This is a genomic window from Chromobacterium sp. HL1, assembly GCF_057418835.1.
The window spans coordinates 2,478,575-2,502,287 of sequence record NZ_CP162399.1 but is presented as its reverse complement, the minus strand read 5'-3'; the positions used below and the strand labels follow the sequence as shown (position 1 = coordinate 2,502,287).

Annotated in this window: 19 protein-coding genes; 12 read left to right on the top strand and 7 right to left on the bottom strand. The window is 62.8% G+C overall.

The annotated features are described in order from the left end of the window. Window positions 1-12: 12 nt before the first annotated feature. The 5 genes from AB1Z25_RS11310 to AB1Z25_RS11290 form a co-directional block, all read right to left on the bottom strand. Window positions 13-615 (bottom strand): DUF1842 domain-containing protein, encoded by a 603-nt coding sequence (locus AB1Z25_RS11310; RefSeq protein ID WP_235088456.1) that lies wholly within the window; start codon window positions 613-615, stop codon window positions 13-15. A 45-nt stretch (window positions 616-660) separates the two neighbouring features. Beyond that, the gene (locus tag AB1Z25_RS11305) at window positions 661-1,284 is read right to left on the bottom strand and encodes a DUF1842 domain-containing protein (RefSeq protein ID WP_107798862.1); all 624 of its coding nucleotides are present in this window, start codon (window positions 1,282-1,284) and stop codon (window positions 661-663) included. Between the two features lie 47 nt (window positions 1,285-1,331). After that, window positions 1,332-1,520: a DUF1843 domain-containing protein gene (locus AB1Z25_RS11300; RefSeq protein ID WP_107798863.1), complete on the bottom strand. Its 189-nt coding sequence runs from the start codon at window positions 1,518-1,520 to the stop codon at window positions 1,332-1,334. A gap of 291 nt (window positions 1,521-1,811) precedes the next feature. After that, on the bottom strand, window positions 1,812-2,762 hold the full coding sequence (locus tag AB1Z25_RS11295) for a M14 family metallopeptidase (RefSeq protein ID WP_486637288.1): 951 nt from the start codon (window positions 2,760-2,762) through the stop codon (window positions 1,812-1,814). Next, complete coding sequence (locus AB1Z25_RS11290) at window positions 2,750-4,330, bottom strand: ABC transporter substrate-binding protein (RefSeq protein WP_486637287.1); 1,581 nt, start codon at window positions 4,328-4,330, stop codon at window positions 2,750-2,752. Before AB1Z25_RS11290 ends, AB1Z25_RS11295 begins: the two co-directional genes overlap by 13 nt. Before the next feature lie 134 nt (window positions 4,331-4,464). Here AB1Z25_RS11290 and AB1Z25_RS11285 point away from each other — a divergent pair, with 134 nt between their 5' ends. The 7 genes from AB1Z25_RS11285 (at window position 4,465) to AB1Z25_RS11255 (ending at window position 13,360) form a co-directional block, all read left to right on the top strand. Beyond that, the gene (locus tag AB1Z25_RS11285; protein ID WP_486637286.1) at window positions 4,465-5,688 is read left to right on the top strand and encodes a D-amino acid dehydrogenase; all 1,224 of its coding nucleotides are present in this window, start codon (window positions 4,465-4,467) and stop codon (window positions 5,686-5,688) included. 34 nt (window positions 5,689-5,722) lie between these two features. After that, window positions 5,723-6,334 carry a M15 family metallopeptidase gene (locus AB1Z25_RS11280; RefSeq protein ID WP_486637285.1) on the top strand — a complete coding sequence of 204 codons (612 nt, stop codon included), beginning with the start codon at window positions 5,723-5,725 and terminating at the stop codon, window positions 6,332-6,334. A gap of 282 nt (window positions 6,335-6,616) precedes the next feature. Beyond that, window positions 6,617-7,804, top strand: a complete 1,188-nt coding sequence (locus AB1Z25_RS11275; RefSeq protein WP_227103336.1) for an O-succinylhomoserine sulfhydrylase — start codon at window positions 6,617-6,619, stop codon at window positions 7,802-7,804. Window positions 7,805-8,006: 202 nt separating this feature from the next. Beyond that, window positions 8,007-8,654: a TetR/AcrR family transcriptional regulator gene (locus AB1Z25_RS11270; protein ID WP_019102939.1), complete on the top strand. Its 648-nt coding sequence runs from the start codon at window positions 8,007-8,009 to the stop codon at window positions 8,652-8,654. A gap of 90 nt (window positions 8,655-8,744) precedes the next feature. Continuing rightward, window positions 8,745-11,198: an acyl-CoA dehydrogenase gene (locus AB1Z25_RS11265; RefSeq protein WP_486637284.1), complete on the top strand. Its 2,454-nt coding sequence runs from the start codon at window positions 8,745-8,747 to the stop codon at window positions 11,196-11,198. A gap of 126 nt (window positions 11,199-11,324) precedes the next feature. Next, on the top strand, window positions 11,325-11,702 hold the full coding sequence (locus AB1Z25_RS11260; RefSeq protein ID WP_107801726.1) for an acyl-CoA thioesterase: 378 nt from the start codon (window positions 11,325-11,327) through the stop codon (window positions 11,700-11,702). A 185-nt stretch (window positions 11,703-11,887) separates the two neighbouring features. Beyond that, window positions 11,888-13,360 (top strand): OmpP1/FadL family transporter, encoded by a 1,473-nt coding sequence (locus AB1Z25_RS11255; protein WP_486637283.1) that lies wholly within the window; start codon window positions 11,888-11,890, stop codon window positions 13,358-13,360. On the opposite strand, the gene AB1Z25_RS11250 is transcribed toward AB1Z25_RS11255, so the two are convergent. Further along, on the bottom strand, window positions 13,357-13,686 hold the full coding sequence (locus AB1Z25_RS11250) for a hypothetical protein (RefSeq protein ID WP_486637282.1): 330 nt from the start codon (window positions 13,684-13,686) through the stop codon (window positions 13,357-13,359). The two genes, AB1Z25_RS11255 and AB1Z25_RS11250, sit on opposite strands and share 4 nt — an antisense overlap. A gap of 149 nt (window positions 13,687-13,835) precedes the next feature. Between AB1Z25_RS11250 and AB1Z25_RS11245 the strand changes: the two genes are divergently transcribed. Beyond that, complete coding sequence (locus AB1Z25_RS11245; RefSeq protein ID WP_486637281.1) at window positions 13,836-16,211, top strand: 3-hydroxyacyl-CoA dehydrogenase/enoyl-CoA hydratase family protein; 2,376 nt, start codon at window positions 13,836-13,838, stop codon at window positions 16,209-16,211. Window positions 16,212-16,404: 193 nt separating this feature from the next. After that, window positions 16,405-17,607: an acetyl-CoA C-acyltransferase gene (locus AB1Z25_RS11240; RefSeq protein WP_486637280.1), complete on the top strand. Its 1,203-nt coding sequence runs from the start codon at window positions 16,405-16,407 to the stop codon at window positions 17,605-17,607. Between the two features lie 82 nt (window positions 17,608-17,689). Here the strand turns inward: AB1Z25_RS11240 and AB1Z25_RS11235 are convergent, their stop codons facing one another. Beyond that, window positions 17,690-19,123, bottom strand: coding sequence for a PilZ domain-containing protein (locus AB1Z25_RS11235; RefSeq protein WP_227103326.1), 1,434 nt, complete (start codon window positions 19,121-19,123; stop codon window positions 17,690-17,692). A gap of 230 nt (window positions 19,124-19,353) precedes the next feature. Here AB1Z25_RS11235 and AB1Z25_RS11230 point away from each other — a divergent pair, with 230 nt between their 5' ends. The 3 genes from AB1Z25_RS11230 to AB1Z25_RS11220 all read left to right on the top strand — a co-directional run bounded on the left by AB1Z25_RS11230 (window position 19,354) and on the right by AB1Z25_RS11220 (window position 23,707). Next, window positions 19,354-21,570: a patatin-like phospholipase family protein gene (locus AB1Z25_RS11230; RefSeq protein ID WP_486637279.1), complete on the top strand. Its 2,217-nt coding sequence runs from the start codon at window positions 19,354-19,356 to the stop codon at window positions 21,568-21,570. Between the two features lie 296 nt (window positions 21,571-21,866). Next, on the top strand, window positions 21,867-22,796 hold the full coding sequence (locus AB1Z25_RS11225) for an esterase/lipase family protein (RefSeq protein ID WP_227103322.1): 930 nt from the start codon (window positions 21,867-21,869) through the stop codon (window positions 22,794-22,796). Further along, window positions 22,796-23,707 carry a lipase secretion chaperone gene (locus tag AB1Z25_RS11220; RefSeq protein WP_486637278.1) on the top strand — a complete coding sequence of 304 codons (912 nt, stop codon included), beginning with the start codon at window positions 22,796-22,798 and terminating at the stop codon, window positions 23,705-23,707. Before AB1Z25_RS11225 ends, AB1Z25_RS11220 begins: the two co-directional genes overlap by 1 nt. Window positions 23,708-23,713: the final 6 nt, after the last annotated feature.

Genomic DNA, 23,713 nt, shown 5'->3' with positions numbered 1-23,713 from the left:
AGGCGGGGCGGTTTAGTGCCGGCCTTCGAGGCGGGCGATTTCAGCATGCAGCTGCTTCAGCGCGGCCTCGATATTGTCGTGCTGCTTCAGCTGCTCTTCCGCCTGGCCGGCCAAGGACTTCATCTGCGCCAGATTGCTGCTGACGCGCGATTGTTGCAGCGCGGCGGCGTACAGCGGGATGGGGTGCGGATAGGGCTTGCTGCCGGCGCGCGGCTCCGGGTGCACGGCCGGCGCTTCGGTGACGATGGCGTGCGCGACGGTGTGCCAGGCTTCCTGGTAGAAGAAGCGGTAGCTGGCGTGGCCGTCCTGCCAGTCCTGATCGAGGATGCCTTGCAGATGGAAGGTTTCGGCGATCTGGCTATTGGGCGAACTGGGGCTGCCGTCCAGCGACAGCACGATGTGATGCTCGGCCGACGGGTCCAGCTTGGCCTGGCTGTAATGGCCCCAGACATTGGCCTGGAACTGCAGCGGCGGACTGACGCTCTGGGTGATGCTGGCGTGGCCGCTGATCTTTTTCTGCGGCGTGTCGACCAGCAAGTCCAGGGTCAGGACCGGCGCGCCCAGCACCGGTTGGGAAATGAGGTAACGGACATGGAACAATCCTGTTGCTGACATGGAGCACTCCTTGACGAATGGGAAGGTATCGGCGCGAGCGCCTGCTTATTTGCGGTCCAGCTTGGTGATTTCCGCCTTCAGCGCATCCAGTTCCTTGCGCAGTTGCGGCTGGGCGTCCAGCTGCTGTTTGGCGTAAGCGGCCAGGGTTTTCATATGGGCCAGGTCGCCGCTGGCGATGGCGCTTTGGATCGGCACGCCGTACAGGGCCATGATGGGCGGATTGGGCAGGATCACCGGGCCGGGTTCCAGCGGCAGCGGGAAATAGCGGGATTTCAGTTCCGGGTTCAGCTTGGCCGGCACATTGTCCACCTCCACCCATGTGGAGCCGTCGAGATAGCTGTAATTGGCGATGCCCTTTTTCCAGTCGTGGCTGAGCACCAGGTGCAATTTGAAGTTGGTGGTGTTGCCGTTGTGGCCTTGGGCGGAGATCAGGATGCGGCCCTCGCTGGTCGGCACCACGCCCAGATAGGCGTATTGGCCGTGAACATGGGAGTGCAGGTTCAGCGGCGGGTGGAGGCTTTGGTTGACGACGTGGGCGCTGCCGGTCACCGAGTGGGTGGGGGGCGCCACCAGCAGGTTCAAGAGCAGTGTCGGCGCGCCCGCCAGATCGTTGCCGATGAGGTAGCTGACGGGGAACAATCCGATTTCAGTCTGAGTATTGCCTGACATAAGACCTCCAAAACTAAAGGTGAGGGATGCCTCGGGCTGCGCGGCGCTCAGCGCCGTTCCAGACGAGTGATTTCCAGCTTCAATTGCTCAATGGCGGCGTGCAGATCGCCGTATTGGTGCAGATGCTGCTCGCCTTGCTCCAGCAAGGTTTTCATCTGCGCCAGGTTGCCTTCGGCGATCGCCTGATGAATGGCGACGCCATAAGGCAGCGTTTGATGCGTGGGAAGATGGCTCATGGTGTTCACTTCCTTGCGCTGAATGATTTGAGGTGGACGCACGGCCAGGGACGACCGGGCGCGGTAGCGGCTGCCGGCCGCGCGGCAGTGCTTATCGGTGTAGCAGTTGGGGTGGGGGGCGTGCTGGCCTAAATGGCGGTTTTTATGAAAAACAAATACTTAAGTGGAAATGCTGAGTCGTGCAGAATGGCGCTGGGAGCCGGTCTTGGAAAGTGAAATGCTCATGCGGCGCATGAGCATTTCGAAGCGGTGGCCGCGCCTCGCTGCGCGTGGCGGATCGTCAACAGCTTCTCAAAAGCGGGAGGACGCCCGGGCCAGATAGAACCACTCCTGGCCGCTAGGGCTGCGGGGGTTGGGGAAGACGATGCGGCCGTCGTCCAGCGCCGTTACCGGGCTGCCGTCGGCGCGCCAGCCTATCAGCTCGCCTCTGCTCACCGGGTCGAAGCTGGTCCAGTCGCGGGCGAAGCGGTCGCCGTCGTCAAGCTTGTCCACCACCTCGTACAGGCTGAGCGCCTCCAGAGGCGCGGGCGCGGGGGGCTGCGCGTCCATCATGCCCAGATGAGCCAGCGTATTGACGATGGCCTGGTAGGCGACGCTCGGCGCGGCCGGGTCATCGTGCTGGCCGCACTCCAGCGTCAGCGCCCAGCCGCCTTGTTGGCGCATGTACTCGGTGGTGCCGACGCCGTAGCGGACGTCGCCGTCCGGGGCCTTGCCGCGTCGGCTCACCCCCAGCGCGTAAGTGGCGAGCCAGCCGTCCACCGCGCGGGCCACGCCCAGCCTTTGCGCCAGCGCTTCTTCTTGCGCGGCCAGGGCGAAGGACTCCAGCTCGCCGGCGTTGTCGCGCGGTCCCAGGAACACGAAAGCCTGGCCCTGGGACTGGAAGGAGTGCAAGTCCAGCAAAACCTCGTGCTCCGCCAGCAGCGGACATAGCCAGTTGGCGACATGGTCTTCGTAATCGCGCGGCGCGTCGCTGGGGGCGAGATGGCGGTTCAGATTGCGCTCGCCGCCGCGCTGGCCCAACTGAAAGGCCAGCGGATTGCTCACCGGAACCAGGGTCAGCCGGCCGGCGCGCAAGGTCAGCGCGCCTTGTTCCAGCTCCGCCATCAGCCGGCGGACGGCGAGCGTGCCGCAGCCCTCGTTGCCGTGCACGGCGGCGGTGACGATCAGGCGGGGGCCGGCCCGCAAGCCCTGATAACGGTGGCTGACGAAATAGGGCGGCCAGCTTGGGTTTATTTGAGCCATACGTCCTCGAAGTCGAAAGAGCCGTTGGGATTCATCACGAAACCCTGCACATTGTTGCGCAGCGGAATGTAAATGCGGGAATGGGCCATGGTGATCCAGGGGCGCTCGTATTTGAAAATCTCCTGGGCTTTCAAATAGTACTGGGCGCGTTGCTTCTGCTCGGTGGCCTGCCGGCCCAGCAGCAGCAGCTTGTCGAACTCGGGGTTGCAAAAGCGCTGGCCGCCCTTGCTGACGCTGCAGGACAGCGAGTTCCACAGGAAATCGTCCGGATCGCCGGAGTTGCTGGTCAGGCCGGACATATAGACATCGTGTTCGCCGGCGGCGGCGCGTTTCAGGTATTCGCCCCATTCGTAGGATCGAATATTGGCCTTGACGCCTATCCTGGCCCAGTCCTGCTGGATCATCTGCGCCATCAGCTTGCCGTTGGGGTTGGTCGGCCTTTGCACCGGCAGCGCCCACAGATCGAGGGCGAAGCCGTTGGGGTAGCCGGCCTGGGCCAGCAGCGCCTTGGCCTTGGCCGGGTTGTATTCATTGCGGGTTTTTGGGTTCCAGCTCCAGGTGGACGGCGGGTAGGGGTTGACCGCCTGGGTGGCGCCGCCCTTGGGGAACATCGCCTTGAACAGGGCGTCGCGGTTGATGGCGATGTCCAGCGCCACGCGCACTTCGCGCTTGGCGAATTGCGGCCGTTTCAGATTGTAGGCCAGATAGGAGATGTTGCTGGCGCCGGTGGCGGCGATCTTGATGTTCTTGTCGGCGTTCAAGGTGTCCAGATCGGCCTCGCGCACCGCCGCGGCCACCTGGCATTCATTGGCTTTCAGTTTCTGGATGCGCACTTGAGGATCGGTGACGATGGCGAAAATCAGGCTGCGGGTTTTCTGCGGCGCGCCCCAGTACTGGGGGTTGGCCTCGTAGCGCACGGTCGAATCCTTGGCGTAGCTCTTGAAGCGGTAGGGTCCGGTGCCTATGGGCTGCAGATTGATCTGCGCGGGCTTGCCGGCCTGCAGCAACTGCTGGGCGTACTCCGCCGACTGCATGCCGGCGAAGCCCATCGCGAAGAAGGTCAGGAAGGTGGCGTTGCGTTCTTTCAGCCGGATCTTGACGGTGTTCGGGTCCAGCTTTTGCACCGAGTCTATCAGCTTGACCAGGCCGTAGCCGTCCGGGCCGGTCAGCGGGGTCTTGAACGCCTGGTTGAACGGCAGCTCCGGCCGGATCCAGCGGTTGACGGTGAAAACCACGTCGTCAGCGGAGAAGTCGCGGCTGGGCTTGAAGTAATCGGTTTGATGGAATTTGACGCCGCGGCGCAGCTTGAAAGTGTATTCCAGCCCGTCCGCCGACACGCTCCAGCTTTCCGCCAGCCCAGGGCGCAGCGCCACGCCGCCGCGTTTGAATTCGGTCAGCCCCTGAAAGACGGGCTTGACGATGTTGTAGGTGGAGGCGGTGTCCCACATCGCCGGGTCGAAGCCTTCCGGCGCGGCTTCCGCGCAAAAGACCAGGGGCTTGGCCGCCAGCGCGGCGGCGGGCAGCGCGCCGGCCAGCAGCAGGGAAAGGGAGAGGATCGATTTTGTCATTTACGCTATCCTGAGTTCTTGTTCGCGGCAGGCGAATTGTCCGTCATCTACCGCTGTCGGTCCAAGGTCTTGGCGATTGGTTCCCGGCGTCGAAAGCCGACTTTGCGGTTTGACGGACTTTGCGAGGGGGCGGAATGGACGAAGCGAGGGTGCTGATCGTGGGCGCCGGCGTGATTGGACTGTGCAGCGCGTGGCGGCTGGCGCGGGCGGGCTGGCCGGTCACGGTGCTGGAACGGCGCGGCGAAGCGGCGGCCGGCGCCAGCCACGCCAACGGCGGCCAGCTAAGCTACAGCTATGTGGCGCCGCTGGCCGACGCCGGGGTGCCGGCCAAGGCGCTGGCCTGGCTGCTGAGCGCGGACGCGCCGATGCGTTTGCGCCCGCGTTGGGACGCGGCCCAGTGGCAATGGCTGTGGCGCTTCTACCGCGCCTGCAACCGCGAGGCCAACCGCGCCGGCAGCGCCCAATTGTGGCGTTTGGCGCAAAGCAGCCGCCAGCAGTTGGACGCGCTGCGCGCGGAAGGCCTGGACGGGTTCGCCTGGCGGCGCAACGGCAAGCTGGTGCTGTACCGCGGCGCGGCGGCGCTGGAGCATGCGCGACAAGGCGTGGCGGCCTTGAGCGAGCTGGGCGCGCGCCAGCGCTTGCTGGACGCGGACGCCTGCCGCGCGCTGGAGCCGGCCTTGGCCGGCTTGAGCGGGCCGCTGGCCGGCGGGGTGCATACCCCGGACGAGGAGGTGGCGGATTGCCGGCTGTTCTGCCTGGCCATGCAGCGAAGAATGCGCGACGAGGGTCTGGACGTAGAGTTCCGCTTCGGCGAGGAGGTCGTAGGCTTCGAACTGGCCCAGGGGCGGGTGCGGCAAGTTTGGCTGCCCGGAGGCGCTCTGCCTTGCCGGCATCTGGTGCTGGCCGCCGGCGTCGGCGGCGCGGGGCTGGCGCGCAAACTGGGCCTGCGGCTGCCGCTCTACCCGCTGAAGGGCTACAGCCTGGACATGCCGGCGGGCGAGGGTTTGCCCGCGCTCAGCGTCACCGATTTCGAGCGCAAGATCTTGTACGCGCCGATAGGCGGCCGTCTGCGGGTGGCGGCGGCGGCGGACCTGGTCGGCTATGACGAAAGCCCGGACCCGCGGCGCGTGGCCGGCTTGCGCCGGCAAGTGATGCGAGATTGGCCGCGGGCGGGCCGCCTGGAACAGGCGGCGGAATGGGCCGGCTTGAGGCCGGCCACGCCGGACGGGGTGCCCTTGATAGGCCGCGCGCCCGGCGGACCGGCCAATCTGTGGCTGAATCTGGGACACGGCGCCTTGGGCTTCACCTTGGCCCTGGGCAGTGCCGAGCGGCTGGCGCGGGAGATGGCGGGGGAGTGAGGGCCGGGGGATGGATGAGGGAAGCGAGGCGAGCATGAAAGCGGTGATCGGGATGGAGGACTTGGCGGCGCATCCGGAATACCTGTCGATAGCGGACATCGACGGGGTGAGACTGGACCTGCGCTATGCCTGCGCCAACAATTTCGTGGGGCGAAACCTTTACGGCGAGGCGGCGCCGGCCTTATTGCACCGCCGTGCGGCCGAAGGCCTGGCCATGGCCGCGCGCGAGCTGCGCCGGCTGCGTCCCGGCTTCCATTTGCTGGTTTTCGACGCGCTGAGGCCGGGGCGGGTGCAGCGGGTGCTGTGGGACATCGTCAAGGACACGCCGCAGCGCATCTACGTCGCCGACCCGGCGCGCGGTTCGATCCACAGCTTCGGCATGGCGGTGGACCTGAGCGTGGAGGATGCCGACGGGGACGAGCTGGACATGGGCACCGGTTTCGACGACTTCACCGAACGGGCGCAGCCGCAGCGCGAGGCGGAGCTGTTGCGGACCGGCAGGCTGAGCGAGGCGCAAGTGGCCAACCGTCAGCTGTTGCGCCATTGCATGAGCCAGGCCGGCTTCAATGGCATCGCCACCGAGTGGTGGCACTTCGAGGCGGCGGATCGCGACTGGGTGCGCGCGCATATGCTGCTGATCGAGTGAGCCGGCCGCCGTCGCCGGCTGGCGCTAATGCCGCCGGGCCGGCGGCTTTATGCCCGGCAGGCATTTAGCAAACCGCGGATTTTCAGGCAATATGGCCGTTGGCCTTATCTTTGGCGCCTGTTCATGCTCCCGCGAGGCAAGGCGAGACAAGGCCTTGCGGCTGGGAAAGCGGAGTGTGCGCACGGCGCATGAGCCTTTCGAAGCAGTACTCGCCGCGCCAGGTCTCATGACGCGCAGCCGATCGTGAACAAATTCTTAAGAAGCACCCGCAGAGAAACATCAATGGCATCCGACAATATCGAACAAGCCTGTTGGCACCCGGAAACCCAGGCAATCCGCGGCGGCCGCGAAATCAGCGATTATCGCGAGCACAGCCAAAGCCTGCATCTGACTTCCAGCTTCACCTACGATTCGGCGGAACAGGCCGCGGCCATGTTCCTGGGCGAACTGGACGGCTACACCTATTCCCGCTTCACCAATCCCACCGTCGCGGCCTTTCAGCAGCGGCTGGCGCTGATGGAGGGCGGCGAGCGCGCCATCGCCACCGCCACCGGCATGGCGGCGATCCAGGCCATCATGATGAGTCTGCTCAAGGCCGGCGATCACATCCTGTCCTCGCAAAGCCTGTTCGGTTCCACCACCAATCTGTTTGCCGGCCTATTGGCCAAGTTCGGCGTGGAAACCACCTTCGTCGACGCCACCGACCTGCAAGCCTGGCGCGACGCGGCGCGGCCCAATACCCGTTTGTTGTTTCTGGAGACGCCGTCCAATCCGCTGACGGAAATCGCGGACATCGCCGCCATCGCGGCTATTGCCCATCAGCATGAGGCCCTGCTGGTGGTGGACAACAGCTTCTGTTCCCCGGCCTTGCAGCAGCCGCTGAAACTGGGCGCGGACCTGGTGATGCACTCCGCCACCAAATATCTGGACGGCCATGGCCGGGTGATGGGCGGCGCGGTGGTGGGCAGCGACGCGCTGATCGAACAGATCTACCTGCACGTGCGCACCGCCGGCCCCACCTTGGCGCCGTTCAACGCCTGGGCTTTGCTCTCCGGCATGGAAACCCTGCATCTGCGGATGGAAAAGCACAGCGCCAACGCGCTGGAGTTGGCGCGCTGGCTGGAAGCGCAGCCGGCGGTGGAGCGGGTGTTTTATCCAGGGCTGGCCAGCCATCCGCAATATGAACTGGCCTTGCGTCAGCAAAGCGGCGGCGGCGCGGTGGTGTCCTTCGTGGTCAAGGGGGGCAGGGCCGAAGCCTGGCGCGTGGTGGACCGGGTCCAGCTGATTTCCCGCACCGCCAATCTGGGCGACGTCAAGTCCACCATTACGCATCCCGCGTCCACTACCCACGCCCGCATCACGCCGGAAGCCAGGTCCAAGGCCGGCATCGTCGAAGGCCTGTTGCGGGTGGCGGTGGGCCTGGAGCATGTCGAGGATCTGAAGCGGGATTTGGCGCGCGGCCTTGACTAATCGCTTTCAACATGTGTTTCATTCAAACGGCAGTCTAAAATACGGACTGCCGCTTTTGTTGCCACCCTGAGAGTTTGGCCCGAGCGCCGTCGAGACATGTCTTGACATTCGTCAAATTAAAACGTAAGTTTGAAACGCTTGTTCGAAAGCTGAAATGAGCAAGACCATAAAACCAGCAAATACAAAAAAGGCACTGGAGAACATGGAAGCAAGCCGCCCCGATACCGCCACCCGCATTCTGGACGTTGCAGAACGCTTGTTTGTGGAGCACGGTTTCGAAGCGACCTCGCTGCGCATGATCACCCAGCAAGCCGAGGTAAACCTGGCCGCGGTGAATTACCACTTCGGCTCCAAGGACGCGTTGTTCGAGTCCGTGTTCATGCGCAGACTGGCCCCGCTGATAGCGGACTGCCTGGCGGAACTGGACAAGCTGGAGGCGGAGGCCTCGGAGGAGAAACTGTCGGTGGAAGGCTTGGTGCTGTCGTTCATACGGCCCTGCCTGTCGCTGTCCAAGGACCCGTCGCGCGGCGGGGCGATGTTCGTGCGCCTGTTGTCGCGCACCTTGGTGGAGAACCACCGCCTGTTGCGCGAAACCATCTCCCAGCAGTACAGCGTGTTCGTCCAGCGTTACAGTCGCGCGTTTCAGCGCGCCTTGCCCTTGCTGGACACGGAGCAGTTGGCCTGGAGAATGCATCTTGCGTTCAGCGTCATGTTCAATGCCTTCGCCGGCAACGATGTGCTGAAGATCTTCACTCGCAGTCAGATCGTCAGCGCGCGGGATCCGGACATGATCGTCAAATACCTCGTGCCCTTTGTCATGGCTGGCCTGGTCGCGCCCATGGAAGGCTGATTCCGGAGCGCAGGGCAGGACGCGTCGACCAAGGCCGCGTCCCTTGCTGTTGCCGCCGGAATGGAAGGGTCAACACGAGGGTAAAACAAAATGATATCTGCCGTTGTTCTGGTCGTGCTGCTGGGCGCGCTGGCGTATTTCCGCGCGCCTGTTCTGGCCTGGACCGTGGGGCTGGCCGCCTGGCTAGCCGCGCTCCAGTTCGTCTTCCATTGCCCGCTGCCGCCGGCGGCCTGGGCTGTTTTCGCGGTGATCGCCGCCGTTCTCAATCTTCCGCCCTTGCGCCGCGCCGTGTTCACCGGCCCGGTGTTCGGCGTGTTCAAGAAAATCACGCCGGCGATGTCCCAGACCGAGCAGGAAGCCATCAACGCCGGCACGGTCTGGTGGGATCGCGACCTGTTCTCCGGCAAGCCGGACTGGAACCGCCTGCTGTCCTTTCCCGATCCCAAGCTGACGCCGGAAGAACAGGCCTTCATCGACGGCCCCACCGAACAGCTGTGCGCGATGATTGACGATTGGAAGATCACCCACGAGCTGAAGGATCTGCCGCCGGAAGTGTGGCAATTCATCAAGGACAACGGCTTCCTGGGCATGATCGTCAAAAAGCAGTACGGCGGTCTGGAGTTCTCCAATTACGCTCACGCCAAAGTGGTCACCAAGATCGCCACCCGCGGCGGCACCGCCGCGGTATCGGTGATGGTGCCCAACTCTCTGGGCCCGGGCGAATTGCTGCAGCACTACGGCACCGAGGAGCAGAAGGATTATTATCTGCCGCGCCTGGCCAAGGGTCTGGAGATTCCCTGCTTCGCGCTGACCAGCCCCTATGCAGGCTCGGACGCCGGCAGCATTCCCGACTACGGCATCGTCTGCCGCGGTTCCTACACCCATCCGCGCACCGGCGAGCGTTTCGACGATGTGCTGGGCCTGCGCGTCAGCTGGGAAAAGCGCTGGATCACCTTGGCCCCGGTGGCCACCATCCTGGGCCTGGCGTTCAAGATGTACGATCCCGAGCATCTGCTGGGCGATAAAGAAGACCTGGGCATCACCTGCGCGCTGGTGCCCACCGAACACGAGGGCGTGGCCATCGGCCGTCGCCATTTCCCGGGCGGCGCCGCCTTCATGAACGGCCCGACCTGGGGCAAGGATGTGTTCATTCCGCTGGACTGGATCATCGGCGGCCGCGAGTTCGCCGGCCAGGGCTGGCGCATGCTGGTTGAGTGCTTGTCGGTGGGCCGCTGCATTTCCCTGCCGGCGATGTCGGTGGCTTCCGGCAAGATGAGCACCTTCGTCACCGGCGCTTACGCGCGCATCCGCGATCAGTTCGGTCTGCCCATCGGCAAGTTCGAAGGCGTGGACGAGGCGATGGCGCGCATCGGCGGCTACACCTATCAGATGGAGGCCTCGCAGGACCTGGCCTTGACCGGCCTCGATACCGGCGAGAAGCCGTCGGTGCTGTCCGCCATCCTCAAGTACCACAACACCGAGCGCATGCGCAAAGCCATCAACGACGCGATGGACATCCATGGCGGCAAGGCTGTGGTGCTGGGGCCGCGCAACTATCTGGCGCGCGCCTATCAGGCGATTCCGATCGGCATCACCGTGGAAGGCGCCAACATCCTGACCCGTTCGATGATCATCTACGGCCAGGGCGCGATCCGCTGCCATCCCTTCGTGCTGCGCGAAATGAAGGCGGCGATGACCGACGACGGCAAGGAATTCGACGCCGCCATCACCGGTCACATCAACTTCGTGATCAGCAATGTGGTGCGTTCGCTGTGGCTGGGTCTGAGCGGCGCCCGTTTCGTCGGCGCGCCGCGCGGCGGCGAAGTGGGGGCTTACTATCGCCGGCTGACCCGTTTCTCCAGCGCCTTCGCCTTGCTGTCCGATATGGCGATGTTCAGCCTGGGCGGCAGCCTGAAGTTCCGCGAGAAGCTGTCCGCGCGTCTGGGCGACATGCTGTCCGGTCTTTACATCGCCTCCGCCTGCCTGAAGCGTTTCGAGCGCGACGGCGCGCCCAAGGAAGACCTGGCGGTGTTGCAGTGGTCGGTGGAAAACGCTTTGTACGATGTGCAGCAGGCGATGGACGGCTTCCTGGCCAACTTGCCCAGCCGCATGCTGGCGGCGGTGCTGCGCAAGCTGATCTTCCCGTGGGGCCTGACGCTCAAGCCGGCGTCCGACCGCGTCGGCACCCAGGTGGCGCGCGCGATGATGGAGCCGGGCGCGACCCGCGAGCGGCTGACGCGCGGCATGTATCTGCCCAAGGAGGAAACCGATGCGGTCGGCGTGCTGGCGCACGCGCTGGAAGCCGTGCTGGCCACCGAGTCGCTGGAGCAGAAGCTGCGCAAGCTGGCGCGCGACGGCAAGTTTGTTTCTGTCACCGCGAGAGAGCGTCTGGCGGAAGCCTTGGCGGCCGGTTTGCTCAATCAGGCCGAGTTCGACGCCGTCAGCCGCGCGCGCAAGCTCAAGCGCGACGTGATCATGGTGGACGATTTCGACAAGATGCTGGAGCAACATGACGATAAGCTGCTGCAACGCTTGATCTTCTGAGTGTAAGGGGTAAGATTTGCCGGGATTCGTCCCGGCATTTCACGCCAGCGGCTGGCAGACGGCCGCTGGCGTGAAATGATGAAAAGTCGCCAAGATCGAGCGATGAACAAGAACAAAGGAGTGAGCATGGACCGCCCTGAAGTCCGGATTCCCACGCTGCGCGTGCGCGCGCTGCCAACCAGCACCAACGCTTACGGCCGAGTCCAGGCCGGTTGGCTGATGAATCAGATCGACATGGCCGGCAGCCTTGATGCCGAGCGCCTGTCGCGCGGCCCGGTGACCACGGTGGCGGTCAACACCTTTCAATTCGCCGCGCCCATCCTGCTGGGCGACGTGGTGGACCTTTATGTGGAACGGCTGAGAATAGGCCAGAAATCCATCACCCTGAAAATCACCGTCGAAGCGGAGCGCATCGATGGCTCGCACGAGGCGATCACCGAAGTGGTGGCCACCTATGTGGCGGTGGATTGCGATGGAAAATCGCGTCTTTTAGGTGTTATTTAGCGCATTTCCATGCTTTTTTGCGTGCTTGTTGCAGAAATGTCTCATTAAACGTTTGTTTGGAACAAACACTCCAAAACCTTGTGGAATTGCTCTAATTCTCTGGTAGCATCAAATATGACCAGTGCTTGTTATTGGTCATCTAACACCTAAGAACACTATAGCAACGCCAAAGAGAGAGGGAGAACATGAAACTCAAGCACCTCAGCCTGTCCGTGATGGTCATGGGCGCAACATTCGGTCTAATGTCCACCCAGGCCGTGGCCTCGGGTTATCAGTTTGGTTCGCAGAGCGTGTCCGGCCAGGGCACGGCGCATGCCAACGGCGCCGAGGCCAACGATCCTTCCACTATTTTCGCCAACCCGGCCGGTCTGTCCCGGCTGGAGGGTACGCAGTTTTCCGGCGGCGCGACCTTGGTCGTGCCGCATTCCGAGTACACCGATAACGGTTCCACCAACGTTCTTGGGCAGTCTACCGGCGGCGGCAATGGCGGTTCCTTTGCACCCAAGGCCGTGGCGGCGCCCAACTTTTACCTGTCGCACAAGCTGAACGACAAGATCAATCTGGGCTTGGGCGTGTTCGTGCCCTATGGCGCCAAACTGGACTATGGTTTCGACTGGGCCGGCCGTTATGCCTTGAAGAGCGTGAATCTGCAGTCCTTCAACTTCAACCCTTCGATGTCGTTCAAACTGGATGACCGCCATTCCTTCGGTTTCGGTCTTTCCGCGCAGTATATGGACGCTAAGCTGCAGCAGATGGCGGATGCGACTACGGGGGTTAATGGCGCATTGGCCGCTCGGTTAAAGGCTGGTGGCGCGACGCCTGCGCAGATTGCTGGGGCGCTTGGCGCGATTGGCGTTCGCGGTGATGGTTTGGCGGATGTTCAGGGTGATGATTGGGGTTTTGGTTGGAACATTGGTTATATGTTCCAGTTAAACGAAAATACCCGGTTTGGTTTGGCGTACCGTTCCAGTATCAAGCAGTCTTTGAGTGGTTCATCTACTTGGACATTCAATAATGTTACGAACAATGCCTTTGGTGGCATTCCTGGATTCCCGATTGCGCAAAACTCTTTGGGTGCTCTGGCGAAAGGTAAGCATCCCAACGCTTCTGCCAAGGTGGATGTCACTACGCCGGAAACTGCATCCGCTAACTTCTTCCATCAGTTGAACCCGAAATGGGCGGTGATGGGCGATGTGACCTGGGTGGCCAACTCGCAAATGAAGGATATCGTGATCCAGCAGTCCACTGTGGGTGGTACCGCACAGGGTGATATGGTGATCCACCAGAACTGGCGCGATACCTGGCGTGTCTCCCTGGGCGCCAACTACCTGTACAACGATGCCTGGCTGTTCCGCGGCGGCGTGGCCTGGGAGCAATCGCCGCTGCAGTCCGATAATGACCGTCATCCGGCGCTGCCGGACAGCGATCGTTTGTGGTTGTCGCTGGGCGCCAACTACAAGATCAACAAGCAAAGCTCGATCGACGTCGCGTATAGCTTCATTAACTTTACGAACGCTAACGTCAATTACACGGATACTTGCAATCCTAGCGGCCAGATGTCCAATGGCCAGTTGTGTACCGGCAACGGCGGCACGGTCAAAGGCAGCTACAAGACCTATCTGCAGCTGATCGGCTTGCAGTACAACTACCGGTTTTAATTGAATCGGCGCCGTTGGGCGCGCGGATTTCGGGTCGGGCGGGCGCGGTGGCGCTCGCCCGGTTTTTGCGTTTGCGCCGTGCCGGTTTTCCCGCTTGTTTTCTCTCTGTATTTTTCCATGAACCCCCTGTTTTTTTGCCCAAATTGGGTTAGACTTATTTGAGAGAAAAGCGAGTGTTTGATATTTTTCAATGCAGATCTTTTCCAGCTGCGCTTGATCCGCCGCGATAGTGGCTGCCGGCGCGGTTTTTCAGTAGATTGACGGATGTCCGCGGCGGTGGGAAAACCATCTCTCGCCAGGCTTCCGGGCAGGCCGGGCTTCATCATAATCATTCTCCCGGCCGGCCGAGTTGTGCCGGCTGCAGCGGCGGCGCGCCGCCGACTCAGCGCAAGGACGAACAACGCCCGTCCTTGAGGCAGGCTGAGCAGGCGAGAGGGGCCTGTCTCATGTTGTGTTTCAACAAAACGAGGAAACCATGTCTCAAACCAAGTTCAACGTACGCAAGGTAGCCGTGTTAGGCGCTGGCGTGATGGGGGCTCAAATCGCCGCCCATCTGGTGAATGCCAAAGTTCCGACCATCCTGTTCGACTTGCCCGCCAAGGAAGGCGACAAGAACGGCATCGTGCTCAAGGCGCTGGAAGGCTTGAAAAAGCAGAAGCCGGCTCCCTTGGCCAATAAGGATGCCGTCAACCACATTCAGCCGGCCAACTACGACGACCACCTGCACCTCTTGAAGGATTGCGACCTGGTGATCGAAGCCATCGCCGAGCGCATGGACTGGAAAGCGGATCTGTACCACAAAGTGGCGCCGCACCTGGGCGAACACACCATTTTCGCCACCAATACGTCCGGCCTGTCGATCAACACGCTGGCGCAAAGCTGCCCGGACAATGTGCGCCCGCGTTTCTGCGGCGTGCACTTCTTCAATCCGCCGCGCTATATGCATCTGGTGGAAATCATTCCTTGCCTGACCTCGGACGCGCACATCCTGGATAATCTGGAGCGCTTTCTGGTGTCCAGCCTGGGTAAGGGCGTGGTTCGCGCCAAGGACACCCCCAACTTCGTCGCCAACCGCATCGGCGTATTCTCGATGCTGGCCACCATCGCCAACGCCGACAAGTTCGGCATCCGCTTCGACGTGGTGGACGACCTGACCGGTCCGCGTCTGGGCCGCCCTAAATCGGCCACCTTCCGCACCGCCGACGTGGTGGGTCTGGACACTTTCGCCCACGTGGTCAAAACCATGCAGGACACCCTGCCGCAAGACCCGTGGCACGGCCTGTTCCAGACTCCGGAATGGATGCAGAAGCTGATCGCCGCCGGCGCGCTGGGTGCCAAGACCAAGGCCGGCATCTATAAGAAAGACGGCAAGCGCATGTTGGTGCTGGACCCGGCCAAGGGCGAGTACGTCGGCTCCGGCGAGAAGGGCGACGACGCGGTCAAGGAAATCCTGAAGATCGCCAATCCGGCGGAAAAATTCCAGAAACTGCGCGAGAGCAGCCATCCGCAGGCGCAATTCCTGTGGGCGTGTTTCCGCGATGTGTTCCATTACATTTCCCACCATCTGGCCGATATCGCCAATAGCGCGCGCGACGTCGACTTCGCCATCCGCTGGGGCTTCGGCTGGAGCGTGGGTCCGTTTGAAACCTGGCAGGCCGCCAGCTGGCAGCAAGTGGCCAAGTGGCTGGACGAGGACGTAAAAGCCGGCAAGGCGCTGAGTGCCGCCGCGCTGCCGGCCTGGGTGCTGCAGGGCGACCGCGCCGGCGTGCACTTCGCCGAAGGTTCTTACGATCCGGCCGGCAACAAGCTGGTGGGCCGCTCCACGCTGGACGTGTACCAGCGTCAGCTGGCGCCGGCGAAGGTGCTGGGCGAGGCGGCGGCGCCGCTGGGCGAAACCGTGTTCGAAAACGAGGGCGTGCGCGCCTTCACCACGGGCGACGAAGTGCTGGTGGTGTCGTTCAAGTCCAAGGCGCATGCGATCGGCCCGGCCGTGATCGAGGGTCTGAACAAGGCCGTCGACATCGCCGAAGACCGCTTCAAGGGCTTGGTGATCTGGCAGACCGAGGAGCCGTTCTCCGTCGGCGCCGATCTGCAGTCTATGATGCCGGCCTTCATGATGGGCGATTGGGACGCGATCGACGCGACGGTGCGCCGCTTTCAGGAAACCTCGATGCGCCTGCGCTATTGCCAGGTGCCGACGGTGGCGGCGACCCAGGGCTATGTGTTCGGCGGCGGCTGCGAATTCGCCATGCACTGCGACAAGACCGTGGCGGCGCTGGAGTCCTATGTCGGCCTGGTGGAAGTGGGCGTCGGCCTGCTGCCGGGCGGCGGCGGCTGCAAAGAATTCGCCCTGCGCGCCGCTCAGGAGGCGCGCGGCGACGTGCTGGCCGCGCTGAAGGACTACTTCATGGCCATCGCCACCGCCAAAGTGGCCACCAGCGGCTTCGAAGCGCAGGAAATCGGCTTCTTCCGCAACGGCGACCCGGTGGTGTTCAACGCTTACGAGTTGTTGCACGTGGCCAAACAGCAGGCGATCGCACTGGCCGAAGCCGGCTACCGTCCGCCGCTCAAGGTCAAGGGCTTCCCGGTGGCCGGCCGCAGCGGCGCCGCGTCCATCAAGGGCCAGTTGGTGAACATGCTGGAAGGCAACTTCATTTCCAAGCATGACTTCTTCATCGCCGGCCTGATCGCCGACGTGATGACCGGCGGCGACGTCGAAGCCGGCACCCTGGTCAACGAGCAGTGGATTCTGGATCTGGAGCGCAAGGCCTTCATGACCTTGCTGAAAAACTCCAAGACCCAGGATCGCATCGCCAATATGTTGACCACCGGCAAGCCGCTGCGCAACTAAGTGCTTGGGGGTGATTCTGCTGCGCGAGCCGATATCGAATGCTGCGATGCTCGCCGTACCGCATGTACGGCTGCGCTTCTCGCTTCGATCTCGGCCCGCTCGCGACGAATCCTCCCGCAAGCACGGCCAATAGCCAGATGAAAGGCAGCCTGATCGCCGGAGCGCGGGTCAGGCCGCCGACAGGAGAATCAAAATGAGCAAACAAGTACAAGAAGCTTACATCGTCGCCGTCACCCGCACGCCGGTGGGCAAGGCGCCGCGCGGCATGATGCGTCATGTGCGTCCGGACGATATGCTGGCGCACGTGATCACCGGCGCGCTGGCCCAGGTGCCTAATCTGGATCCGAAGCTGATTTCCGACTGCGTGGTGGGCTGCGCCTTCCCGGAAGCGGAACAGGGTCTGAACATGGCGCGCATCGGCGTGTTGCTGGCCGGCCTGCCCAATACCGTGGGCGGCATTACCATCAACCGTTACTGCTCGTCGGGCATCAACGCGGTGCAGATGGCCGCCGACCGCATCCGCCTGGGCGAGGCCGACGTGGTGATCGCCGCGGGCGCCGAGTCGATGTCGCTGGTGCCTATGATGGGCAACAAGGTGTCGCTGAACCCGGAAATCTTCGCCAAGGATGAAAACTACGGCATCGCTTACGGCATGGGCCTGACCGCCGAAAAAGTGGCGCAGCAGTGGGGCGTGTCGCGCGAAGACCAGGACGCGTTCGCGGTGGAATCGCATCGCCGCGCGCTGGCCGCGATCGACGGCGGCAAGTTCAAGAGCGAGATCACGCCGCTGGAGACGACCTACCGCACGCCCAATCTGGAAACCGGCGAAGTGGCGGTCAAGACCCGCGTGCTGGACACCGACGAAGGCCCGCGCCGCGAGACCACGCTGGAAGGCCTGGCCAAGCTGAAAACGGTGTTCGACGCCAAGGGTTCGGTCACCGCCGGCAATTCCTCGCAGATGTCCGACGGCGCCGGCGCGGTGATTCTGGTGTCCGAGCGCGTGCTCAAGGAGTTCAATCTGACTCCGCTGGGCCGCTACGTCACTTTCGCGGTCAAGGGCGTGCCGCCGGAAATCATGGGCATTGGTCCGAAAGAGGCGATCCCGGCCGCTTTGAGCCAGGCGGGCCTGAAGCAGGACGACCTGAAGTGGATCGAACTGAACGAGGCGTTTGCGGCTCAGGCTTTGGCGGTGATCCGCGATCTGGAGCTGGATACCTCCAAGGTCAACCCGCATGGCGGCGCCATCGCTCTGGGTCACCCGCTGGGCGCCACCGGCGCCATCCGCACCGCCACCCTGGTGCACGGCATGCGCGACGCCGGCCAGAAGGGCTACGGCATGGTGACCATGTGCATCGGCACCGGCATGGGCGCCGCCGGCATCATCGAAGTCTTGTAAGCGGGACGGTTCTCGCGTAAAAAAACCGGCTTGCCATGGCGAGCCGGTTTTTTATTGCCCGCCGCGCGGCGGAGGGCGGGGCTTAGTCCACCTTGGACAGCGTGTCGAAGTCGCTGTGGCTGCAGTCCTCGTATTCGTGCTGCGGGGTTTTGAGGCGAATCTGGTAAGACTTGCCTTGCGCCGCCAGCACCAATTGCTTGTCCGGCAGCGTCAGGGCCTTGGGCATCAGGAAGTAGCGCTGGCCTTTGCGGGAGTTGGGCTGAGTGATGTAGATGGCGGTGGAGGGCGGGGATTCCGAGTGCTCGGGGTCCAGCAGCGATACGCCGACGGGGTTTTGCCCGAGGATTTCTATGCCCACCTTGGTGCCGTTGCTTTGGCGCAGGATGCGGCGGATCACGCCCAGCAGCTGCGGGTGATTGTCCGCTTTGACCAGGATGACGCGGCCGATGGCCAGCTGTTCCACCGCCTTGCCGATGAAGGTGAGGCCCATGCCGGTGGAACTGATGTCGTTGATGCGCCAATCGCTGGCGCGCTCGGGATCCTGCGTCGGCACGTCCTGAACCTTGACCTGATAGGCGACGCGTTCGAAGCCTATGCTGACGTGGGCGTTGGACGCGTGCAGCGAGCGCTCCGACTTGCGCAGCGATTTGCCGCCGTCGGTAGACCAGCGAATGGCCAGTTTTTCGCATAGAATGGCCCATTCCTCGCGCTCCAGCCCTCCATCCATGGCCGCCAGGGCGGGAGGGATCCGCCTGTCCAGATCGAACATCAGATCCGCCAGGCGGCTGGTGATCTCGTAAGCGGACCAGTAGCGGTGCCATTTGCCGGCCATGCCGCGCAGCATGGCTTGCGGCGGTTCGGGCATCGACAGGTTGTAGACGAAGATGGGCTCTTCCACCGGCGGCTGTTTGTCCAGCGGAATGCTCTGGCTCAGCATCATCAGCAACTGGTCTACCGCGATGATCTCCTTGTGCAGCATATTGTCGGTCTGCGCCAGGAAGAGCATGCCGGCCTGGATCAGCAGTTGTTCACAGCTGAATTCGTCCGGGCTGTTCAGATAAAGCTTGATCGGGTGCCGGGAAAAACCGCTTTCCTCCGCCTGGCTGAAAAAGCGGAAACCGTTTTGCCAGGCGGCGCCTTCCGGCTTCAGATAGCGCAGGGAGTTCCAGGCGATCAGCCGCATCTGATGATGCAGGCCGCGGATGGTGACGATGCGGATTTCGTCTTCCGGCACCGCGTTGGGGTGGCTTTTGTACAGTCTCAGGCAGATCTGGTAGGCGGAGGACAGCTCGTGCCAGTAGGCGAGGATGGTGGGCAGATAGCCTTTGCTGCCGCCTTTGGACTGCAAATAGTCCCGGCACAGCTGGCGGTGGATGTTGTTGGCCTTGTCGTCGACGTAGACCAGGGTCTTGACGCGCTCTTTCAGCGAGATATCGGTGTCGGTATTGATTTTGGCGACGGCTTTGATGATTTCCACCAAGGCCCCGAAATACTCGGTTTCAGGCAGGTCGCGCACTAATAGCGTTGCAGACTGCGCCACTTCGGAGGCAGTCGTGTTTTTGTTCAGTAGGGAACTGACTAGTGATTTGAAGTCAAACATTTAGCCCGGCTTTATAGGAAATTATGTTTTCATTGGCATATCGCTATATCTTACGCCACGCACAGGCGTGGGTGAAACGGTAATTCTCATTATTTACCCATATGCTTACAAATAACAATCGCTGGAATCGGCGACAGCGGCTGACATTGCTGCTGTTGCTCGGGGTTTTGTCGCAAACGGCCTGGGCGGGCAACGGGGAAGAGCTTGGCGCGTATCCGCCGCAAGGAGTGGGTTTGGTGCTGGGCGGCGGCGGCGCGCGCGGTTTCGCCCACCTGGGGGTGCTGAAGGAACTGGAGCGTTTGCGGATTCCCATCGCCTGTATCGCGGGGACCAGCGCCGGCGCCCTGATTGGTGGTATTTATGCAAATGGCTTGCCTTTGGCGCAGATGGAGCACGAGTTCGACGCCGCCGATTGGGACGCCTTGCTCTCCGGCAAGCCGACGCGGGCGGACGTGCCCTACGATCGCAAGCGCGACGATTACAAGAACTATCTGGACGTTACCTTCGGCTTGAAGAAGGACGGCCTGAAAGTGCCGCGCAGCGCGATCAATTCGCAGGAAATCGAGCTGTACATCCACAAGCTGACGCGTGATCGTGTGGTGGGCAGTTTTGATCAGTTGCCGATCCCGTTTCGCGCAGTGGCCACTGACTTGGCCACCGGTGAACCGGTGGTGTTCGCGCAGGGCTCGCTGGCGCGCGCGCTGCGCGCCAGCATGGCGGTGCCGGGCTTGTTCGATCTGATAGAAGACGACGATGGCCGCCTGCTGGTGGACGGCGGCCTGGCGCGCAATCTGCCGATTCAGGATGTCAAAGGCCGCTGCGCCGATCGGGTGATCGTCGTCGACGTGTCCACGCCGCTGATGAAGGCGAAAGAGATCAACAGCCTGTTCGATGTGGTGGCGCAGACTTCCAATCTGATGGTCAGCCGCAACGCCAAGGAGCAATTGCGGAGGTTGGACAAGCGCGATCTGGTGATCAAGCCGGATTTGAGCGGCTATACCGCGGCCTCTTTCAGCGAACACCAGGCAATCACCCAGCGCGGCGAGGAGGCGGCCAAGGCTCTGGCCAAGCAGCTGTCGGCCTATTCGGTGTCGGAAGAAGAGTACGCGGCGTGGAAGCGCCGTTTGGAGCGGCCGCACTTCCCCTTGATCGACAAGATTCAGGTGGAAGGCAAGCCCGGCCAGTTCACCAAGCCGGAGCAACTGGCCAAATCGCTGGCTTTCTCCTCAGTGGTGGAGCCGATCAGCAGCGCTCAGACCCGTCTGCGCGGCGTGTTCGCCGGCGGCGACTACGACCGGCTGACCTACCGCGTGGACAGTGTGTCCGGCCGCAATGTGATGACGGTGTCGCCGCTGGAGCGCAGCATAGGCCCTAACTTCCTGCGCTTCGGCCTGAACCTGAGCAGCGCGACGCCGGGCGAGAGCAATTTCAACTTTTTGGCTTCGCATGAATGGCGCAACGCCAATAGCGCCGGCGGCGCCTGGCGCAACGATGTGTCCATCGGCCAGAACAAGCTGTTCAAGACTGAGTGGTACCAGCCGCTGTACGAGGGCAGCCCGGTGTTCGGCGCGGCGTCCTTTGGGTATCGACAGGATTTTTTGTCGATTTATAACGCTGACCATACGCTGAATATGGCGTGGAACAATGATGTGGGCAGCGTGCGTCTGGATGGCGGCGTGGCCTTGGGGCGTTACGGCGAGTGGCGGATTGGCGCGTACCGGGACGATAATCACTTTGGCTCGCGAGTGACATGGGCTTCTGGCGTGGCGCCGTTCAATTATAGGGATACCGGGATCAGCACTAGCCTGGTGGTGGATCAGTTCGACAATCCGCGCTGGCCGCGTGCCGGTTATTTCTTTAGCGGCCGGGTGACCAAGAGCATTCCGTCCTGGGGCAGCGATGTCAATCTGACCAACTACGATACGGCCATGGAGTATGTCAAGACACTGGGCAGCGTGACGATGCGCTTGACCGCCAAGAACAAGGGCGCTTTGAATCTCGACAACAGAGAGGATACCCAGACCTTGCCCAGATCGCTGGGCGGCTTTTTGAATCTGAGCGGTTATCAGGATTCCGAATTGGTGGGCATTCGCTCGTCGCTGTTCCGCTCGATGCTGTATTGGCGAGCGTCCAGCCTGCCGTCGGCGATTGGTTCCGGCGTCTACGCCGGCGTTTCGATGGAGCTGGGCAAGATTTGGGGGCGTTTCAGCTTTGACGACTCGGTATCGCAAAACACTGATTGGATTCCCGCCGGATCGGTCTTCCTCGCCGCGGACACCATCATCGGGCCGTTCTTCCTTGGCGTTGGCACCGCCAAGGGCGGCAAACCCACCGCCTATCTGTATCTGGGGTCCGACTACTGAGTCGATTGTGGCTTGGGCCTGAGGCTCATCAAACTAAAAACGCTATATGGCAGCTGCCATATAGCGTTTTTTTTTATTGGCCTAGTGGGAGCGAACGGCTGCTCTGGCCCACGCTTATCGATCTTTCGGACGGTTGAATTTTAAGTTCTTGTATTTTCTGTTGTTGATATGTGACGTAAAAATACAAACGTTTGAATAATTCTGGTGTTTTGGGCCGCTTTCTCCTATTACCAATCTTGGGCATGCAAATAAGAGCAATTACTCAGCCCGCATTGATCAACTAGAGGAGAAACACCATGAAGAAGTTGTTACACGGAGCATTGCTGTGTCTGGGCCTGCTGTTGCCCCTGTCCGCCGCCCACGCCGCCAGCGGCTATACCCAGACGCGCTACCCCATCGTGCTGGTGCATGGCTTGTTCGGTTTCGGTCAGTTGCTGGGAGTGGATTATTTTTATCAAGTGCCGGCGGCCTTGCGCGCCGACGGCGCGCAGGTGTTCGTGGCCGAGGTGTCCGCGCTGAACAGCAATGAGGCGCGCGGCGAGCAGTTGCTGCAGCAGGTGCAAAAAATCATCGCCATCACCGGCGCCGCCAAGGTCAATCTGATCGGCCATAGCCAGGGCGCGCCCACGGCGCGCTACGTGGCCGGGGTGCGGCCGGACCTGGTGGCTTCGGTCACTTCGGTGGGCGGGGTCAACAAGGGGTCGGCGGTGGCCGACATCGTGCGCGGCGTCGCGCCTCCGGGATCGGTGTCCGAGGCGGTGGCGTCCGCGGTGGCCAAGGCCTTGACCGCGGTGATGCAGTTCTTCGCCGGCACCACCGGGCAGCCGCAATATCCGGTGGGCGCGTTGGATTCCCTGACCACGGCGGGAGCCTCCGCCTTCAGCGCCAAATTCCCGCAAGGGGTGCCGACCAGCGCTTGCGGCGAGGGCGATTATCAGGTCAACGGCATCCGCTACTATTCATGGACCGGTTCGGCCACCGTCACCAATGTGCTGGATCCGCTGTCGGTGCCGATGGGCGTGCTGGGCCTGGCCTTCGGCTCCACACCCACCGATGGCCTGGTCAGCGCCTGCTCCGCGCATCTGGGTCAGGTGATCCGCGATAACTACCGGATGAACCACGTCAACGAGATCAATCAGAGCTTTGGTCTGGTCAGCCTGTTCGAGGTCAGCCCGGTGAGCTTGTACCGGCAGCAGGCCAATCGCCTGAAGAACACGGGTCTGTGATGCTGCGGGCCTGGATGGGGTGGGGCTGCGCGCTGCTGCTGGCCGCGCTGGGCTGGCTGTGCGTGCCCGGAGCCGACGACGCGGCGGCGCAAACCGGAGTCGCCGCGCCGGCGGCGGCGCCGTCCTTGCGCGGCACCCAGGCGGATGGCCGGGCGCGCGTGGAGGCGAGCGGGGCGCTGAGAGTGGACGCGGAGCTGCGGCGCTTGTTCGATTACCAGTTGGCGACGCTGGGGGAGCGGGACTTGCCGGCGGTGCGCAAGGCGGTGCAGCAGGCCTTGCAATCGCAATTGGGCGCCGTGGCCTTGGGGCAGGCTTTGGCCTTGTTCGACCGTTACGTCGCCTATCGGCGAGCCTTGAGCGAGACCAAGCTGGCGGCGGGAAACGCGGCCGAGGGTTTGCAGCGGATGAGGGCGTTGCGTCTGCAATTCTTGTCTGCAAGCGAGGTGGCGGGCTTGTTTGGCGATGAGGACGTCTACGACGACTTCACCGTCCAGCGGCTGCGCATCGCCGCCGACGCCGGTTTGAGCGCGGAGCAGAAGGCGGCTAGGCTCAAGGCCTTGGAGGCGGCTTTGCCGGCCGAGCTGCGCGCGGCGCGGCAGGAGCCGGTCAAGCATCTGGCGCTGGCGGAGGCGGAGGCGGCTCTGAGGAAGAAGGGCGGCGGCGAGCAGGAGTTGTACGCCTTGCGCGCCGGCATGGTGGGGCAGGCCGCCGCCGACCGTTTGTCGCAGCTGGACCGCGAACAGGCTCAGTGGCGGGCGCGCATAGACGGCTACCGACGGGAGGCGCAGCGCTTGCGGGCGGCGCCTGGTCTGGACGCCGCGCAAAGACAGCAGGCGCTGACCGCCTTGCGCGTGCAACGCTTCAATGCGCAGGAGCAATTGCGGCTGGACGCTTTCCTCCCGCCGCAATAGCCGGCA

Excerpts from the sequence above, each read along its gene's own strand:
- AB1Z25_RS11310 (WP_235088456.1), bottom strand. The coding sequence starts at position 615 with ATGTCAGCAACAGGATTGTTCCATGTCCGTTACCTCATTTCCCAACCG.
- AB1Z25_RS11305 (WP_107798862.1), bottom strand. The coding sequence starts at position 1,284 with ATGTCAGGCAATACTCAGACTGAAATCGGATTGTTCCCCGTCAGCTAC.
- AB1Z25_RS11300 (WP_107798863.1), bottom strand. The coding sequence starts at position 1,520 with ATGAGCCATCTTCCCACGCATCAAACGCTGCCTTATGGCGTCGCCATT.
- AB1Z25_RS11295 (WP_486637288.1), bottom strand. The coding sequence starts at position 2,762 with ATGGCTCAAATAAACCCAAGCTGGCCGCCCTATTTCGTCAGCCACCGT.
- AB1Z25_RS11290 (WP_486637287.1), bottom strand. The coding sequence starts at position 4,330 with ATGACAAAATCGATCCTCTCCCTTTCCCTGCTGCTGGCCGGCGCGCTG.
- AB1Z25_RS11285 (WP_486637286.1), top strand. The coding sequence starts at position 4,465 with ATGGACGAAGCGAGGGTGCTGATCGTGGGCGCCGGCGTGATTGGACTG.
- AB1Z25_RS11280 (WP_486637285.1), top strand. The coding sequence starts at position 5,723 with ATGAAAGCGGTGATCGGGATGGAGGACTTGGCGGCGCATCCGGAATAC.
- AB1Z25_RS11275 (WP_227103336.1), top strand. The coding sequence starts at position 6,617 with ATGGCATCCGACAATATCGAACAAGCCTGTTGGCACCCGGAAACCCAG.
- AB1Z25_RS11270 (WP_019102939.1), top strand. The coding sequence starts at position 8,007 with ATGGAAGCAAGCCGCCCCGATACCGCCACCCGCATTCTGGACGTTGCA.
- AB1Z25_RS11265 (WP_486637284.1), top strand. The coding sequence starts at position 8,745 with ATGATATCTGCCGTTGTTCTGGTCGTGCTGCTGGGCGCGCTGGCGTAT.
- AB1Z25_RS11260 (WP_107801726.1), top strand. The coding sequence starts at position 11,325 with ATGGACCGCCCTGAAGTCCGGATTCCCACGCTGCGCGTGCGCGCGCTG.
- AB1Z25_RS11255 (WP_486637283.1), top strand. The coding sequence starts at position 11,888 with ATGAAACTCAAGCACCTCAGCCTGTCCGTGATGGTCATGGGCGCAACA.
- AB1Z25_RS11250 (WP_486637282.1), bottom strand. The coding sequence starts at position 13,686 with ATGATGAAGCCCGGCCTGCCCGGAAGCCTGGCGAGAGATGGTTTTCCC.
- AB1Z25_RS11245 (WP_486637281.1), top strand. The coding sequence starts at position 13,836 with ATGTCTCAAACCAAGTTCAACGTACGCAAGGTAGCCGTGTTAGGCGCT.
- AB1Z25_RS11240 (WP_486637280.1), top strand. The coding sequence starts at position 16,405 with ATGAGCAAACAAGTACAAGAAGCTTACATCGTCGCCGTCACCCGCACG.
- AB1Z25_RS11225 (WP_227103322.1), top strand. The coding sequence starts at position 21,867 with ATGAAGAAGTTGTTACACGGAGCATTGCTGTGTCTGGGCCTGCTGTTG.
- AB1Z25_RS11220 (WP_486637278.1), top strand. The coding sequence starts at position 22,796 with ATGCTGCGGGCCTGGATGGGGTGGGGCTGCGCGCTGCTGCTGGCCGCG.